This is a genomic window from Lentzea chajnantorensis (assembly GCF_054300775.1).
In genome coordinates this window covers 3,105,219-3,120,828 of sequence record NZ_JBSDZT010000002.1, presented here as the reverse complement: position 1 = coordinate 3,120,828, position 15,610 = coordinate 3,105,219, and the positions used below count along the sequence as shown (strand labels likewise).

General features: G+C 65.8%; 11 protein-coding genes and 3 rRNA genes. 1 reads left to right on the top strand and 13 read right to left on the bottom strand.

The annotated features are described in order from the left end of the window. Positions 1 to 97: 97 nt before the first annotated feature. The 4 genes from rrf to tyrS form a co-directional block, all read right to left on the bottom strand. Positions 98 to 214, bottom strand: a 5S ribosomal RNA gene (gene rrf / locus ACVDFE_RS16050). 90 nt (positions 215 to 304) lie between these two features. Beyond that, positions 305 to 3,388: ribosomal RNA gene (locus ACVDFE_RS16045) — 23S ribosomal RNA — on the bottom strand. A gap of 340 nt (positions 3,389 to 3,728) precedes the next feature. Further along, positions 3,729 to 5,245: ribosomal RNA gene (locus ACVDFE_RS16040) — 16S ribosomal RNA — on the bottom strand. Together the 16S, 23S and 5S rRNA genes form the textbook arrangement of a ribosomal RNA operon. A 571-nt stretch (positions 5,246 to 5,816) precedes the next feature. Then, positions 5,817 to 7,091 carry a tyrosine--tRNA ligase gene (gene tyrS / locus ACVDFE_RS16035; RefSeq protein WP_360397879.1) on the bottom strand — a complete coding sequence of 425 codons (1,275 nt, stop codon included), beginning with the start codon at positions 7,089 to 7,091 and terminating at the stop codon, positions 5,817 to 5,819. Between the two features lie 121 nt (positions 7,092 to 7,212). Here tyrS and ACVDFE_RS16030 point away from each other — a divergent pair, with 121 nt between their 5' ends. Further along, a complete protein-coding gene (locus ACVDFE_RS16030) occupies positions 7,213 to 7,614 on the top strand; it encodes a hypothetical protein (protein ID WP_360397877.1) in 402 nt (133 codons plus the stop codon). Between the two features lie 59 nt (positions 7,615 to 7,673). Here the strand turns inward: ACVDFE_RS16030 and ACVDFE_RS16025 are convergent, their stop codons facing one another. The 9 genes from ACVDFE_RS16025 to argC are packed head-to-tail and all read right to left on the bottom strand — an operon-like array spanning position 7,674 to position 15,560. Beyond that, positions 7,674 to 8,291: a DNA-3-methyladenine glycosylase gene (locus tag ACVDFE_RS16025; RefSeq protein WP_360397875.1), complete on the bottom strand. Its 618-nt coding sequence runs from the start codon at positions 8,289 to 8,291 to the stop codon at positions 7,674 to 7,676. After that, a complete protein-coding gene (gene argH, locus ACVDFE_RS16020; protein ID WP_458430905.1) occupies positions 8,281 to 9,672 on the bottom strand; it encodes an argininosuccinate lyase in 1,392 nt (463 codons plus the stop codon). Before argH ends, ACVDFE_RS16025 begins: the two co-directional genes overlap by 11 nt. A gap of 12 nt (positions 9,673 to 9,684) precedes the next feature. Further along, positions 9,685 to 9,954 carry an argininosuccinate synthase gene (locus ACVDFE_RS16015; RefSeq protein ID WP_458430904.1) on the bottom strand — a complete coding sequence of 90 codons (270 nt, stop codon included), beginning with the start codon at positions 9,952 to 9,954 and terminating at the stop codon, positions 9,685 to 9,687. Beyond that, on the bottom strand, positions 9,947 to 10,432 hold the full coding sequence (locus ACVDFE_RS16010; protein ID WP_360397871.1) for an arginine repressor: 486 nt from the start codon (positions 10,430 to 10,432) through the stop codon (positions 9,947 to 9,949). The genes ACVDFE_RS16015 and ACVDFE_RS16010 overlap by 8 nt, the downstream gene beginning before the upstream one ends. Beyond that, positions 10,429 to 11,361, bottom strand: coding sequence for an ornithine carbamoyltransferase (gene argF / locus ACVDFE_RS16005; RefSeq protein ID WP_360397869.1), 933 nt, complete (start codon positions 11,359 to 11,361; stop codon positions 10,429 to 10,431). The genes ACVDFE_RS16010 and argF overlap by 4 nt, the downstream gene beginning before the upstream one ends. After that, positions 11,358 to 12,491, bottom strand: a complete 1,134-nt coding sequence (locus ACVDFE_RS16000) for an acetylornithine transaminase (protein ID WP_360397887.1) — start codon at positions 12,489 to 12,491, stop codon at positions 11,358 to 11,360. The genes argF and ACVDFE_RS16000 overlap by 4 nt, the downstream gene beginning before the upstream one ends. 20 nt (positions 12,492 to 12,511) lie before the next feature. Next, entirely contained in the window at positions 12,512 to 13,390 is an 879-nt protein-coding gene (gene argB / locus ACVDFE_RS15995) for an acetylglutamate kinase (RefSeq protein ID WP_458434346.1), read from the bottom strand. Then, positions 13,378 to 14,550 carry a bifunctional glutamate N-acetyltransferase/amino-acid acetyltransferase ArgJ gene (argJ, locus tag ACVDFE_RS15990; protein WP_360397867.1) on the bottom strand — a complete coding sequence of 391 codons (1,173 nt, stop codon included), beginning with the start codon at positions 14,548 to 14,550 and terminating at the stop codon, positions 13,378 to 13,380. The genes argB and argJ overlap by 13 nt, the downstream gene beginning before the upstream one ends. Further along, on the bottom strand, positions 14,547 to 15,560 hold the full coding sequence (argC, locus tag ACVDFE_RS15985) for an N-acetyl-gamma-glutamyl-phosphate reductase (RefSeq protein ID WP_458430903.1): 1,014 nt from the start codon (positions 15,558 to 15,560) through the stop codon (positions 14,547 to 14,549). The genes argJ and argC overlap by 4 nt, the downstream gene beginning before the upstream one ends. Positions 15,561 to 15,610 lie beyond the last annotated feature (50 nt).

The window sequence follows — 15,610 nt, the reverse complement described above, 5'->3', positions numbered from 1 at the left end:
TTGACACCAAATCCTCCTACTAGAGACACGCTGAAAGGGGCTTGTGAGCGAGCACTTTAGTTGTGCCCCGCATCACAAGCCCCTTTCAGGGAAGTAAGTTCGGCGGCGACCTACTCTCCCACACCGTAACCAGTGCAGTACCATCGGCGCAGAAGGGCTTAACTACCGGGTTCGGAATGGGACCGGGTGTTTCCCCAACGCTATAACCACCGAAACACTATGAAATTACAACCAGCAACCCCGCAAGGGTCGCGATCGGTTCTGGTTGTTCTTCCAGAACCGCACAGTGGATGCGTAGCGTCTTCGTAACAAGTCCTCGGCCTATTAGTACCAGTCAGCTCCAACCGTTACCGGTCTTCCACCTCTGGCCTATCAACCCAGTGGTCTAGCTGGGGGCCTTAACCCACAAAGGGTGGGATACCTCATCTTGGAACGAGCTTCCCGCTTAGATGCCTTCAGCGGTTATCCCTTCCGAACGTAGCCAACCAGCAATGCTCTTGGCAGAACAACTGGCACACCAGCGGTCCGTCCGTCCCGGTCCTCTCGTACTAGGGACAGCCTTCCTCAAGTATCCTACGCGCGCGGCGGATAGGGACCGAACTGTCTCACGACGTTCTAAACCCAGCTCGCGTACCGCTTTAATGGGCGAACAGCCCAACCCTTGGGACCTACTCCAGCCCCAGGATGCGACGAGCCGACATCGAGGTGCCAAACCATGCCGTCGATATGGACTCTTGGGCAAGATCAGCCTGTTATCCCCGGGGTACCTTTTATCCGTTGAGCGACCACGCTTCCACAAGCCATGGCCGGATCACTAGTTCCGACTTTCGTCCCTGCTCGACCCGTCAGTCTCACAGTCAAGCTCCCTTGTGCACTTGCACTCGACACCTGATTGCCAACCAGGCTGAGGGAACCTTTGAGCGCCTCCGTTACTCTTTGGGAGGCAACCGCCCCAGTTAAACTACCCACCAGGCACTGTCCCTGATCCGGATCACGGACCGAGGTTAGACATCCAATACGACCAGAGTGGTATTTCAACGATGACTCCACAACCACTGGCGTGGCCGCTTCACAGTCTCCCACCTATCCTACACAAGCCGAATCGAACACCAATACCAAGCTATAGTAAAGGTCCCGGGGTCTTTCCGTCCTGCCGCGCGTAACGAGCATCTTTACTCGTAATGCAATTTCGCCGGGCCTGCGGTTGAGACAGTCGAGAAGTCGTTACGCCATTCGTGCAGGTCGGAACTTACCCGACAAGGAATTTCGCTACCTTAGGATGGTTATAGTTACCACCGCCGTTTACTGGCGCTTAAGTTCTCAGCTTCGCCCCGAAGGACTAACCGGTCCCCTTAACGTTCCAGCACCGGGCAGGCGTCAGTCCATATACATCGTCTTGCGACTTCGCATGGACCTGTGTTTTTAGTAAACAGTCGCTTCTCGCTGGTCTCTGCGGCCGTCTCGCCCTAGCCCGCAAAAGGCTTCAAGCGCTACGGCCCCCCTTCTCCCGAAGTTACGGGGGCATTTTGCCGAGTTCCTTAACCACAGTTCGCCCGATCGCCTCGGTATTCTCTACCTGACCACCTGTGTCGGTTTGGGGTACGGGCCGCGTGAAAGCTCGCTAGAGGCTTTTCTCGGCAGCATGGGATCACTCTACTTCGCCTCAATCGGCTACGCATCACGTCTCAGGATATGTGAAGCACGGATTTGCCTATGCTTCTCCCTACACGCTTGCACCAGTACTACCACTCACTGGCGGAGCTACCCTCCTGCGTCACCCCATCGCTTGACTACTACAAGTTCAGGTCCCGCGCTCCACTTACCCCTCGATCCCGAAGGATCTTCGGAGGGCTTCGGGCGGTTAGTATCACAAGGTTCATCATGGGCGCGTTCACACGGGTACGGGAATATCAACCCGTTGTCCATCGACTACGCCTGTCGGCCTCGCCTTAGGTCCCGACTTACCCTGGGCGGATTAGCCTGGCCCAGGAACCCTTGGTCATCCGGCGGACGAGTTTCTCACTCGTCTTTCGCTACTCATGCCTGCATTCTCACTCGCGTAGCGTCCACGGCTGGATTCCTCCGCCGCTTCAACCGCTACACGACGCTCCCCTACCCATCCCAGCACAAGGCTGAAATGACACAGCTTCGGCGGTGTGCTTAAGCCCCGCTACATTGTCGGCGCAGGACCACTTGACCAGTGAGCTATTACGCACTCTTTAAAGGGTGGCTGCTTCTAAGCCAACCTCCTGGCTGTCTGTGCGACCCCACATCCTTTCCCACTTAGCACACACTTAGGGGCCTTAGCTGGCGTTCTGGGCTGTTTCCCTCTCGACTACGAAGCTTATCCCCCGCAGTCTCACTGCCGCACTCTCACACCACGGTATTCGGAGTTTGGTTGATTTCGGTAAGCTTGTGGGCCCCCTAGACCATCCAGTGCTCTACCCCCGCGGTGAAACATACGACGCTGCACCTAAATGCATTTCGGGGAGAACCAGCTATCACGGTGTTTGATTGGCCTTTCACCCCTAACCACAGCTCATCCCCCAGGTTTTCAACCCTGGTGGGTTCGGGCCTCCACGCGGTCTTACCCGCGCTTCACCCTGGCCATGGCTAGATCACACCGCTTCGGGTCTAGACCACGCGACTATGACGCCCTATTCAGACTCGCTTTCGCTACGGCTACCCCACACGGGTTAACCTCGCCACGTAGCACTAACTCGCAGGCTCATTCTTCAAAAGGCACGCCGTCACCCCAAAAGGCTCCGACGGATTGTAGGCACACGGTTTCAGGTACTATTTCACTCCCCTCCCGGGGTACTTTTCATCTTTCCCTCACGGTACTAGTCCGCTATCGGTCACCAGGGAGTATTTAGGCTTAGCGGGTGGTCCCGCCAGATTCACAGCGAATTTCACGAGTACGCTGCTACTTGGGAACACTCCAACGAGATGCCAGGTTTTCGAGTACGGGAGTTTCACCCTCTACGCTCACGCTTTCCAGACGCATTCCTCTAACCACAGCATTTTCTGACTCGTCGCTAGTCCGGCAGAACTAGCAAGAAGGTCCCACGACCCCGCGAATGCAACCCCTGCCGGGTATCACACAGACGCGGTTTAGCCTCATCCGCTTTCGCTCGCCACTACTCACGGAATCACGGTTGTTTTCTCTTCCTGCGGGTACTGAGATGTTTCACTTCCCCGCGTTCCCTCCACATACCCTATGTGTTCAGGTATGGGTGACCCCACATGACTGGGGCCGGGTTTCCCCATTCGGAAATTCTAGGATCTCAGCTCGGTTGACAGCTCCCCTAGACTTTTCGCAGTCTCCTACGTCCTTCATCGGCTCCTGGTGCCAAGACATCCACCGTATGCCCTTACTAACTTGCTACAAAGATGCTCGCATCCACTGTGCAGTTCTCAAAGAACAATCAGACACTTCCCTCTGTCCGCTCAACGCCTACCGACCCGAGGCCGGCGGTTCGAAGGCTAGAGAAGCCCGATCACTGAAAGACACAAGAGCGTGTTCTCTCAGGACCCAACAGCGTACCGATCCGTTCACTCAGCCCTCGCGACACCTTTCCACGCACCCGAAGGCGCAGTACTCACTGCCGTGACAACCGAATGTCGAGCCAGCCAGCATCCACTAGTGAGCCCACCCGGCATCAAGGCCGGTGTGGTTCTGACCAACGCTGAGACGTTCGCTCAGAACGCTGGTAGATGCTCCTTAGAAAGGAGGTGATCCAGCCGCACCTTCCGGTACGGCTACCTTGTTACGACTTCGTCCCAATCGCCAGTCCCACCTTCGACCGCTCCCCCCATTGCTGGTTGGGCCACGGGCTTCGGGTGTTACCGACTTTCGTGACGTGACGGGCGGTGTGTACAAGGCCCGGGAACGTATTCACCGCAGCGTTGCTGATCTGCGATTACTAGCGACTCCGACTTCACGGGGTCGAGTTGCAGACCCCGATCCGAACTGAGACCGGCTTTATGGGATTCGCTCCACCTCACGGCTTAGCAGCCCTTTGTACCGGCCATTGTAGCATGTGTGAAGCCCTGGACATAAGGGGCATGATGACTTGACGTCATCCCCACCTTCCTCCGAGTTGACCCCGGCAGTCTCCCATGAGTCCCCGGCATTATCCGCTGGCAACATGGAACGAGGGTTGCGCTCGTTGCGGGACTTAACCCAACATCTCACGACACGAGCTGACGACAGCCATGCACCACCTGTACACCGGCCACAAGGGGGCCAATATCTCTACTGGTTTCCAGTGCATGTCAAGCCCAGGTAAGGTTCTTCGCGTTGCATCGAATTAATCCACATGCTCCGCCGCTTGTGCGGGCCCCCGTCAATTCCTTTGAGTTTTAGCCTTGCGGCCGTACTCCCCAGGCGGGGTGCTTAATGCGTTAGCTGCGGCACGGAGGACGTGGAAGTCCCCCACACCTAGCACCCACCGTTTACGGCGTGGACTACCAGGGTATCTAATCCTGTTCGCTCCCCACGCTTTCGCTCCTCAGCGTCAGTATCGGCCCAGAGACCCGCCTTCGCCACCGGTGTTCCTCCTGATATCTGCGCATTTCACCGCTACACCAGGAATTCCAGTCTCCCCTGCCGAACTCAAGTCTGCCCGTATCGACCGCAGGCTCGGGGTTAAGCCCCAAGTTTTCACGGCCGACGCGACAAACCGCCTACGAGCTCTTTACGCCCAATAATTCCGGACAACGCTCGCACCCTACGTATTACCGCGGCTGCTGGCACGTAGTTAGCCGGTGCTTCTTCTGCAGGTACCGTCACTTGCGCTTCGTCCCTGCTGAAAGAGGTTTACAACCCGAAGGCCGTCATCCCTCACGCGGCGTCGCTGCATCAGGCTTTCGCCCATTGTGCAATATTCCCCACTGCTGCCTCCCGTAGGAGTCTGGGCCGTGTCTCAGTCCCAGTGTGGCCGGTCACCCTCTCAGGCCGGCTACCCGTCGTCGCCTTGGTAGGCCATTACCCCACCAACAAGCTGATAGGCCGCGGGTCCATCCCATACCGCCGGAACTTTCCACCAAGAATCATGCGATTTTTGGTCGTATCCGGTATTAGACCTCGTTTCCAAGGCTTATCCCAGAGTACAGGGCAGGTTACCCACGTGTTACTCACCCGTTCGCCGCTCGTGTACCCCGAAGGGCCTTACCGCTCGACTTGCATGTGTTAAGCACGCCGCCAGCGTTCGTCCTGAGCCAGGATCAAACTCTCCAATAAGGATTGTGTTGATCGCTCCAGACGGAATATGTCTGGCAATCTGGTCTAGCTACTCAAAGAAATACTCCTGACGAGGAGTATTCATATTACTGGCTGTGTTATCGGCACGCTGTTGAGTTCTCAAAGAACACGCGCTCATCATCACGGTCCGCCGCACGGCGACTCGATCCGAGGCTGTGTCGTACATAAGCTTGTTGTTGAAACTTCCGACGCCCTTGGCCTCTGAGCTCAGACGAGCTACCGGCTGGGTCTTCGTCGTTTCTCGGTCACCCACTCTACCACAGTCCGTGGAAGCTTGGTTCGTGACCCTCGTCGCGCTCCGTTCCGGTGTTCCCGGCCCGTTCCGCGCTGACATGGAGAAAGTTACACGCACGCCAACTCGGGGTCAAATCGGGGGCAAACCGTTCACCCGCGGTGGTGAAACCGCAGGTCAACAGCCCCGTACAGGACCCACGAACACGCTATCGCAGCCCCGATCCCCTGCACACTGTGACCGCGATCACGTTCAGAAAGATCGAAGGCCGCCCGCTCCGTGCGGGGCAGACGGCCTTCGGACAGCTGTAAACCCAGGTCAGAGCGCTACCCGCACGCCGGCGTTGTTGCGCTTCCCCCGGCGGAGGACCAGCCACTCACCGTGGAGCAGGTCGGACGACGACGGCTTCCACTCCTCGTCGGTCACCTTCGCGTTGTTCACGTAGGCACCGCCCTCGTTCACCGTGCGCCGCGCGGCTCCCCTGCTGTCCGCCAGCCCACCGGCGATCAGCAGGTCGACGATCGTGGGCTCGTCCGCGAGCCGGACGTCACCGGTCGGCGCCTCCGCCAGGGCGGCCTTCAGCACCGACTCGTCCAGGTCCCGCAGCTCGCCCCGGCCGAACAGCGCCTGAGAGGCCAGCTGCACCTGCTCCGTCGCGCGCTTGCCGTGCACCAGGTCGGTGAACTCCTGCGCGAGCCGCTTCTGCGCCGAGCGCAGGTGCGGCTTCTCCGCCGTCTCCCGCTCCAGCTCGCCGAGCTCCTCGCGGGAGAGGAACGTGAAGAGCCGCAGGTAGCGGAGCACGTCGGCGTCACCGACGTTCACGAAGTACTGGTACCAGGCGTACGGCGAGGTCATCTCCGGGTCGAGCCACACGTTGCCGCCGCCGGTGGACTTGCCGAACTTGCGGCCCTCGGCGTCGGTGACCAGCGGTGCGGTCAGCGCGTGCACGTGCTTGCCCTCGACCCGGCGGATCAGGTCGACGCCGCCGACGATGTTGCCCCACTGGTCGGAGCCGCCGATCTGCAGCGAGGTGCCGTACTTGCGGTGCAGCTCCAGGTAGTCGTTCGACTGCAGCAGCAGGTAGCTGAACTCGGTGTAGGACATGCCGTCCGACTCGAGCCGGCGCTTCACCGTCTCCCGCGACAGCATGACGTTGACCGAGAAGTGCTTGCCCACGTCGCGCAGGAACTCCAGCGCGGTGACCTGGCCGGTCCAGTTGAGGTTGTTCTCGACGACGGCGCCCGTGGCCGAGGAGTCGAACTCGACGAACCGCTCCAGCTGGCCGCGGATCCGGTCGGCCCACTCGGCGACGGTGTCGAGCGAGTTCAGCGTGCGCTCGCCGGTGTCGCGCGGGTCGCCGATCATGCCCGTGGCACCGCCGGCCAGCACGATGGGCCGGTTGCCCGCACGCTGGAACCGCGACAGCATCAGCAGCGGCACGAGGTTGCCCGCGTGCAGCGACGGCGCCGTCGGGTCGAAACCGCAATAGAGGGTGAGCGGGCCGGCGGCCAGGTCCTTCCGGAGTGCGTCGAGGTCGGTGGACGTCGCGATCAGGCCGCGCCAGGACAGTTCGTCAAGGATGTGCTCGCTCACGCGTCTCATTGTCGCCTACCTGGTCCAACGTGTTTCGACCCGGTACGCGGACGGGTACGCCAGCGCCATGACGGACCCACGTGATGCGGAGTTACGGCGGCCCACCGAGCGCTTGCCGCGCGTGAACGAGCGGGTGAACGAGCCGGTCGTCGAGGAAGTGGTCGAGCGCCGCGACGACACGTACCGCAAGGTGCGCACCGTGCACAGCGTCTGCGCGGTCATCGACGTCGTGTGCTGGGTGTTCGCCATCGTGCTGCTGGTGCACATCTTCCTGGTGATCGCCGATGCCAACGCGACCAACGGGTTCTTCCAGTTCGTCGCGGGCTGGGCGGACGGGATCACCCTGGGCCTGGAGGGCCTGTTCACGCCGGACAGCCCCAAGGTGGCGGTGCTGTTCAACGAGGGCCTGGCCGCGGTGCTCTGGCTGCTCATCGGCACGCTGCTGACGAGCCTGATCACCCGGTTGGCGCTGCCGGTGGACCACCGCAGGGCCTGGTACCGCAGGACCACGGTGCGGCCGTAGCCGACGGCGGCGGGGTGGCCGAGCGCGTCACCCCGCCCGTCCCGTCCTCACCGGACGGGTCAGCTCGACTCCGGTGCCGGGTTCGCGCGCCGTTTCCCGCCGCGCTTGTAGGTCGACACGGACGGGGAGTCGATCCAGAACCGCCACGGCACGTCCATCGCCACGGCGACACCCACGCGCGGTCCGGAGTGCACGGTCGTCACCGGGTCGCCCGCGTACAACCGCACCGGCGAGTCAGCAGACGTCAGGTCGAGGCCGTTGGAGCCGCGGTCCAGCCCGAGGACCTTGCACAGCCGTGCGGGTCCCTTGGCCAGTTCCGCCGCGGAACGCGAGGCCGGGCGGCGGGAGAACGCGATGTCCTCGCCCTCGACGACCTCTCCCGCGCGCAAGAGCACCGCACCGGGCACACCGTCGGTCAGCGACACGACGTTGGCGCAGAAGTGCATGCCGTAGACGAAGTACACGTACAGATGGCCGGCCGGGCCGAACATGACCTCGTTGCGGGGCGTCTTGCCGCGGTAGCAGTGCGACGCCGGGTCGTCGCCGCCCCGGTACGCCTCCACCTCGACGATGCGCACGCGCACGCCGCCGGTCTCCAGGAAGGACCCCAGGAGGAGCCGGGACGCGTCGACCGGGTCGACCGCCAGCTCCTCCCGGGTGAGCAGCCTAGAACTCACGGGCCGCCGATGCCTTGGCCACCAACGCGTCCAGCTGTTCGCGGACCCGCGGGGGTGCCGTGCCGCCGTGGGCGTTGCGGGACGCGATCGAGCCCTCGACCGTGAGCACCGAACGGACCGAAGGCGTCAACGCGGGCGAGATCGCCGCGAACTCCTCGTCGGTGAGGTCCTCCAGGCCCACGCCACGGGACTCCGCCGCGCGCACGCACGCACCCGCGGCCTCGTGCGCCACGCGGAACGGAACGCCTTCGCGCACCAGCCACTCCGCGATGTCCGTGGCGAGCGTGAACCCGGCCGGCGCGAGCGAGGCCATCCGGTCGACGTCGAACTTGAGCGTCGCGACCATGCCCGCGAACGCCGGGAGCAGCAGTTCGAGCTGTTCGACCGAGTCGAACAGCGGCTCCTTGTCCTCCTGGAGGTCGCGGTTGTACGCGAGCGGCTGGGCCTTCAGCGTCGCCAGCAGCCCGGTGAGGTTGCCGATCAGCCGGCCCGACTTGCCGCGCGCCAGCTCGGCGACGTCCGGGTTCTTCTTCTGCGGCATGATCGACGAGCCGGTCGACCACGCGTCGTCGAGGACGGCGAACCGGAACTCGGCGGTGGTCCAGATGATGACCTCTTCCGCGATCCGCGACAGGTTCACGCTCACCATGGCGAGCACGAACGCGATCTCGGCGGCGAAGTCGCGTGCGGCGGTGCCGTCGATGGAGTTCTCGACCGGTGCGGAGAAGCCCAGGTCGGCGGCCACCTTCGCGGGGTCCAGGCCCAGCGAGGAGCCGGCCAGCGCACCGGAGCCGTACGGCGAGAACGCCGCGCGCTCGTCCCAGTCGTGCAGGCGGTCGACGTCGCGCAGCAACGAGTGCGCGTGCGCCAGCAGGTGGTGCGAGAGCAGCACGGGCTGCGCGGACTGCAGGTGGGTGCGGCCCGGCATGACGGCACCGAAGTGCGTCTCGGCCTGTCCCGCCAGCGCGTCCACGACGTCCAGCACGCCCGCGGCGACCCGGCGGGCGGCGTCGCGCAGCCACATCCGGAACAGCGTCGCCACCTGGTCGTTGCGGGACCGGCCCGCGCGCAGCTTGCCGCCCAGCTCGGCGCCCGCGCGGTCGATCAGGCCGCGCTCCAGGGCCGTGTGGACGTCCTCGTCCTCCAGCACCGGCGTGAACGCGCCCGACTCGACGTCGGCCAGCAGCTCGTCCAGCGCCTTGTGCATGCCGGCGAGCTCGTCGTCGGTGAGCAGGCCCGCCGCGTGCAGCACACGGGCGTGCGCACGCGAGCCGGCGATGTCGTACGGCGCCAGCCGCCAGTCGAAGTGCGTCGACAGCGACAGGCGGGCCATCGCCTCGGCCGGTCCCGACTCGAACCGGCCACCCCACAAGGAACTCATTGCACGCAACTTTCAGCTAGCGAAGTCGTAGAGGGATTCTTCCGAACGGGCGACGATGCCCACCACGCGCCCCTCGGACAGCGTGATGTCGACCTCGCCGGAGCCACCGCGGATCGCCGTCCGCGCCACCCGCAGCGCCACCGAACCGAGGCTGGACCGCACCACGCCGGCGCGGAAGTTCAGCTCCCGCACGGCCTCGGGCACGGTCAGCGTCTCGCCGTCCACCGCGACCGGCACGCCCTCGTCGAACGTCACGACGGCGTGCACCGGGTGGTCATTCATCGCCGTTGACCGAGGCCAGCGCGGTGAGCCGCTCGGCCAGCTCCGCGCCGGTCATCGGCTCGCGGGCCACGACCAGGATCGTGTCGTCGCCGGCGATCGTGCCGACGACCTCGTGCAGCGCGGCCCGGTCGAGCGAGCTGGCCAGGAACTGCGCGGCACCGGGCGGGGTGCGCAGCACCGCGAGGTTGCCCGACGAGTCGGCCGACACCAGCCACTCGCTGAGCAGCCGCACCAGCCGGGTGGTGCCGCCCTGCACGCCGCGCACCGGGCTGCCGTCCTCCGGGATCACGTAGACCGGCGCACCGCCGTCGGGTCCGCGCAGCTTGACCGCGCCGAGCTCGTCGAGGTCGCGCGACAGCGTGGCCTGCGTGACCTCGATGCCTTCCGCGGCCAGCAGCTTCGCGAGCTCGGACTGGCTGCGGACGGCCTGCTGGCTGACGATCTCGACGATGCGGCCCTGCCGGGCGGTGCGGGTCATGACGACTGCTCCAGCAACCACACGAGCAGCGCCTTCTGGGCGTGCAGCCGGTTCTCCGCCTCCTGCCACACCAGCGACTGCGGGCCGTCGAGCACCTCGTCGGTGATCTCCCAGCCGCGGTGCGCGGGCAGGCAGTGCAGCACCGTCGAGTCCGGCTTGCCGGTCGCGGCCAGCAGGTCGGCGTTCACCTGGTACGGCCGGAACGGGCCGACGCGGTCCTTGCCGTCGTTCTCCTGGCCCATGGACGTCCACGTGTCGGTGACCAGCACGTCGGAGCCGTCGACCGACTCGCGCGGGTCGCTGATCAGCGCCACCGAGCCACCGGTCTCGGCCGCCCGCTTCTTGGCGTCCTCCAGGAACTGCGGGTTCGGCACGAAACCGGCCGGTGCGCCGATGCGGACGTGCATCCCGGCCGTGGCGCCGCCCAGCAGCAGCGAGTGCGCCATGTTGTTGGCGCCGTCACCGAGGTACGTCAGCGTGAGGCCGGCCAGCGTGCCGTAGCGGCGGCGGATCGTCTGGAGGTCGGCGAGCACCTGGCACGGGTGGAACTCGTCGGTCAGCGCGTTGACCACGGGAACCCGCGACACGGAGGCCATCGCCTCCATGCGGGCCTGGGCGAACGTCCGCCACACCACGGCGTCGACGTACCCGGACAGGATTCGCGAGGTGTCCTCGATGGTCTCCTCGCGGCCGAGCTGCATGGAGCGGCCGTCGATGATCACCGGGTTGCCGCCGAGCTGGGCGATGCCGACCTCGAACGACAGCCGGGTGCGGGTCGAGTTCTTCTCGAAGATCACGGCGACGGACTTCGGGCCCGCCAGCGGCTTCGCGGTGAACCGGTCGGCCTTGTAGGTGTCCGCGAGGTCGAGGACGGCGGCCTGCTCGGCGGTCGTCAGGTCGTCGTCGCGGAGGAAGTGCCGCAGAGTCACGCCTGCTCCTCGAAGAAGGTCGGCAGCGCGGCCACGAACGACTGCGCGTCGGATTCGTCCAGCACCAGCGGCGGGGCGAGCCGCAGCACGTCGGGCTGGATGGGGTTGATGAGGTAACCGGCCTTCTGCGCGGCCGCCGCGGCCTTCGCCGAGACCGCCTCGCGCAGCGTGATGCCGAGCAGCAGGCCGGCTCCCCGGACCCCGGTGATCGCGGGGTGGTGCAACGCCTCGACACCGGTGGCGATCTCCTTGCCCACCGCGGAGACGTGCTCCAGCAGGCCTTCGGAGGCGATCGTGTCGAGCACGGCGAGCCCGGCGGCGCAGCAGACCGGGTTGCCGCCGTAGGTCGTGCCGTGGTGGCCGGGCTTGAACAGCTCAGCCGCCGCGCCGAAGCCGATGGTGGCGCCCAGCGGCAGGCCACCGCCGATGCCCTTGGCGAGCGTCAGGACGTCCGGCACGATCCCGGCCTGCTGGAACGCGAACCACGTGCCGAGGCGGCCGATGCCGGTCTGCACCTCGTCGAGGATGAACAGCGCGCCGTGCTCGGCGGTGATCCGGCGGACCTCCTGGAGGTAGCCCGCCGGAGCGACGACGACGCCCTGCTCGCCCTGGATCGGCTCGACGATGAACGCCGCCGTGTCGTCGTCGATCGCGGCTTCGAGTGCGGCCACGTCACCGAACGGGACGTGCTCGACACCGGGGACGAGCGGTGCGAACGGCGCGCGCTTGGGTTCCTGGCCGGTGAGCGTCAGCGCGCCCATCGTGCGGCCGTGGAACCCGCCGACGGTCGAGACGACCTTCGTGCGGCCGGTGAGGCGGGCCATCTTCAGCGCCGCCTCGTTGGCCTCGGCGCCGGAGTTGCAGAAGAAGACCTTGCCGGGCTCGCCCGCGATGTCGAGCAGGCGCTCGGCCAGCTTCAGGGCGGGCTCGTTGACGTACAGGTTGCCGGTGTGGCCGAGCTTCGCGATCTGCGTCGAGACCGCCTCGACGATCGCCGGGTGCGCGTGGCCGAGCGCGTTGACGGCGAGACCCGTCAGCAGGTCGACGTAGCGGTTGCCGTCGGCGTCCCAGACGTGCGCGCCCTCACCGCGTTCGAGCTGCAGCGACGGTGTGCCGTAGTTGTCCATCATGGACTGTTGCCAACGCGTGGTCACTTGTCCCCCAACACCATGGTTCCGACACCTTCGGAGGTGAAGACTTCGAGCAGAACGCTGTGGGCCAGCCGGCCGTCGATCACGTGCGCCTGCGGGACGCCGCCGCGCACCGCGCGCAGGCAGGCCTCCATCTTCGGGATCATGCCGCTGTCCAGGCCCGGCAGAATCCGTTCCAGCTCGGAGGCGCGGACCTGGTTCAGCAGCGACGAGCGGTCCGGCCAGTTCGCGTACAGGCCTTCGACGTCCGTGAGCACGACGAGCTTCTCGGCGCCGAGAGCGACCGCGAGAGCGCCGGCCGCCGTGTCCGCGTTGACGTTGTGCGGCACGCCGTGGACGTCCGGCGCCACCGATGACACGACCGGGATGCGGCCCGCGCGCACGATGTCGAGCACCGCGTCCGGGTTGACCTTGGTGATGTCGCCGACGAGGCCGATGTCGACCTCCTCGCCGTCCACGAGTGCGCCGCGGCGGGTGGCGGTGAACAGGTGCGCGTCCTCGCCGGAGATGCCGACCGCGTACGGGCCGTGCTGGTTGATCAGGCCGACGAGCTCGCGCCCGACCTGGCCGACGAGCACCATCCGCACGACGTCCATGGCTTCGGGCGTGGTCACGCGCAGGCCGCCGCGGAACTCGCTGTGGATGCCGAGCCGGTCGAGCATCGACTTGATCTGCGGGCCGCCGCCGTGCACGACGACCGGGCGCAGGCCGCACAGCCGCAGGAACACCATGTCCTCGGCGAACGCGTTCTTCAGCTCGTCGTCGACCATGGCGTTGCCGCCGTACTTCACGACCACGAGCGCGCCGCGGAAGCGTTCCAGCCACGGCAGCGCTTCGACCAGAACTGCCGCTTTTTCCTGTGCGTTCACGATGAGTATGCGCTGTTCTCTTCGACGTAGTCGTGGGACAGGTCGGTGGTGAGGATCGTGGCCTCGGCCTCGCCGACGTTGAGGTCGATGACGATCTCGATGTCACGGCCGGACAGGTCGGCCTCGGACCGGTCGCGGTCGCGGGTCCCGTTGCGGTACAGCGACACGCCGTTGATCAGGATCTGCAGCACGTCCGGGTCGATCTGCGCGTCGGCCCGGCCCAGCGCCATCGCGATCCGGCCCCAGTTGGGGTCCGAGCCGAACAGCGCGGTCTTCACCAGGTTGTCCTCGGCGACGGTGCGCCCGACGAGAACGGCCTCGGCCTCGGTGGCGGCCTGCTTCACCGTGATGCTGACCTCCTTGGTCACGCCCTCGGCGTCACCCTGCAGCTGCTTGACCAGGTCGCCCGCGACCTCGGTGAGCAGCGCGAGGAAGTCCTCGTAGGACGGCTCGACGCCCGAGGCGCCGGAGGCGAGCACCAGCACGGTGTCGTTGGTCGAGGTGCCGCCGTCGACGTCGAGGCGGTCGTAAGTCTTGGAGGTGGCCGCGCGCAACGCCCGGTCCAGCTCCTCGCCGGAGATCCTGGCGTCGGTGGTGAGGACCGACAGCATGGTGGCCATGTTCGGGGCGAGCATGCCCGCGCCCTTCACGAACCCGCCGATCGACCAGCCCTGCCCGGAGTCCTTCCACGACTGCTTCGGGCGGCTGTCCGTCGTCATCACGCCGGTGGCGGCGTTGAGACCGGCCTCCTGCGACGACGCGAGCTCCTTCGCGGCCGTCTCGACCCCGGTGAGGACCTTGTCCATCGGCAGCCGCTCACCGATCAGGCCGGTGGAGCACACGGCGACGTCGACCGCGCCCGTGCCGAGCACCTCGGCGACCTTCTCGGCGGTGGCGTGCGTGTCCTGGAAGCCCTCGGGGCCGGTGCACGCGTTGGCGCCGCCGGAGTTGAGCACCACCGCGGTGAGCCGGCGGGACTGGACGACCTGCTGCGACCACAGCACAGGTGCGGCCTTCACCTTGTTGGTGGTGAAGACACCCGCGGCGGCGTCCTGCGGCCCGTCGTTCACGACGAGGGTCAGGTCGAGGGCACCGGACTCCTTGATCCCGGCGGCGACTCCGGCCGCGCGGAAGCCCTGGGGCCCGGTGACGCCCTTGCTGCGGTTCACGGTGCGACTCCAACGGTCGAGAGGCCGGTCGTCTCCGGCAGGCCGAGAGCGAGGTTCATGCACTGAACGGCGGCACCGGCGGTGCCCTTGGCCAGGTTGTCGACGGCCGCCACGACCACGAGGCGGTTCAGGTCCGTGTCGACGGTGACCTGCAGCTGGACGGCGTTGGACCCGAGGACGGCGTTCGTCGTCGGCCACATGCCCTCCGGCAGGAGGTGGACGAACGGCTCGTCGGCGTACGCCTTCTCGTAGGCAGTGCGGACGTCACCGCCGTCGCGCAACGTGGCGGTGCACGTGGCGAGGATGCCGCGCGACATCGGCGCCAGCACCGGCGTGAAGCTGACCTTGACCGACCGTCCGGCCACGCCGCTCAGGTTCTGGGTGATCTCGGGCGTGTGCCGGTGCGCGCCGCCGACGCCGTACGCGCTCGCGGAGCCCATGACCTCGGAGCCGAGCAGGTTCGTCCTCAGCGACTTGCCGGCGCCGGACGTGCCGGACACGGCGACGATGACGACCTCGTCCTCGATGAGGTCCACGGCCGGTGCGAGCGCCAACGACGACACGGTCGGGTAGCAGCCGGGAACGGCGACCCTGCGCGCGTTGACCAGCTTCTCGCGGTGTCCGGGCAGTTCGGGCAGGCCGTAGGGCCACGAGCCCGCGTGCGTGCCGCCGTACCAGCGGGTCCAGTCGCCGGCGTCGGTCAGCCGGTGGTCGGCGCCGCAGTCGATCACGACGGTGTCGTCGCCGAGCTGGGCCGCGAGCTCGGCGGAGTGGCCGTGCGGAAGTGCGAGGAACACCACGTCGTGCCCCCTGAGGGTGTCGACTGTGGTGTCTTGTAGCTGTCGGTCGGCGAGCGGCAGGAGGTGCGGCTGGTGCTTGAGCAGCTGGTCACCGGCGCTGCTGTTGGCCGTGAGCGCACCGATCTCGACGTCCGGGTGGCCCAGCAATAGGCGGAGCAGCTCGCCACCCGCGTACCCGCTGGCGCCCGCGACCGCGATCCTCACTGTCATACGAATGATTATGCACGCTCATGCAAACTCACTCAACTGAAAGTGCACGC

Bases quoted from the DNA above. Each gene is read 5' to 3' on its own strand.
- ACVDFE_RS16015 (WP_458430904.1), bottom strand. From the start codon at position 9,954: ATGAATGACCACCCGGTGCACGCCGTCGTGACGTTCGACGAGGGCGTG.
- argH (WP_458430905.1), bottom strand. From the start codon at position 9,672: ATGAGTTCCTTGTGGGGTGGCCGGTTCGAGTCGGGACCGGCCGAGGCG.
- ACVDFE_RS16000 (WP_360397887.1), bottom strand. From the start codon at position 12,491: ATGATGGACAACTACGGCACACCGTCGCTGCAGCTCGAACGCGGTGAG.
- argC (WP_458430903.1), bottom strand. From the start codon at position 15,560: ATGACAGTGAGGATCGCGGTCGCGGGCGCCAGCGGGTACGCGGGTGGC.
- ACVDFE_RS16010 (WP_360397871.1), bottom strand. From the start codon at position 10,432: ATGACCCGCACCGCCCGGCAGGGCCGCATCGTCGAGATCGTCAGCCAG.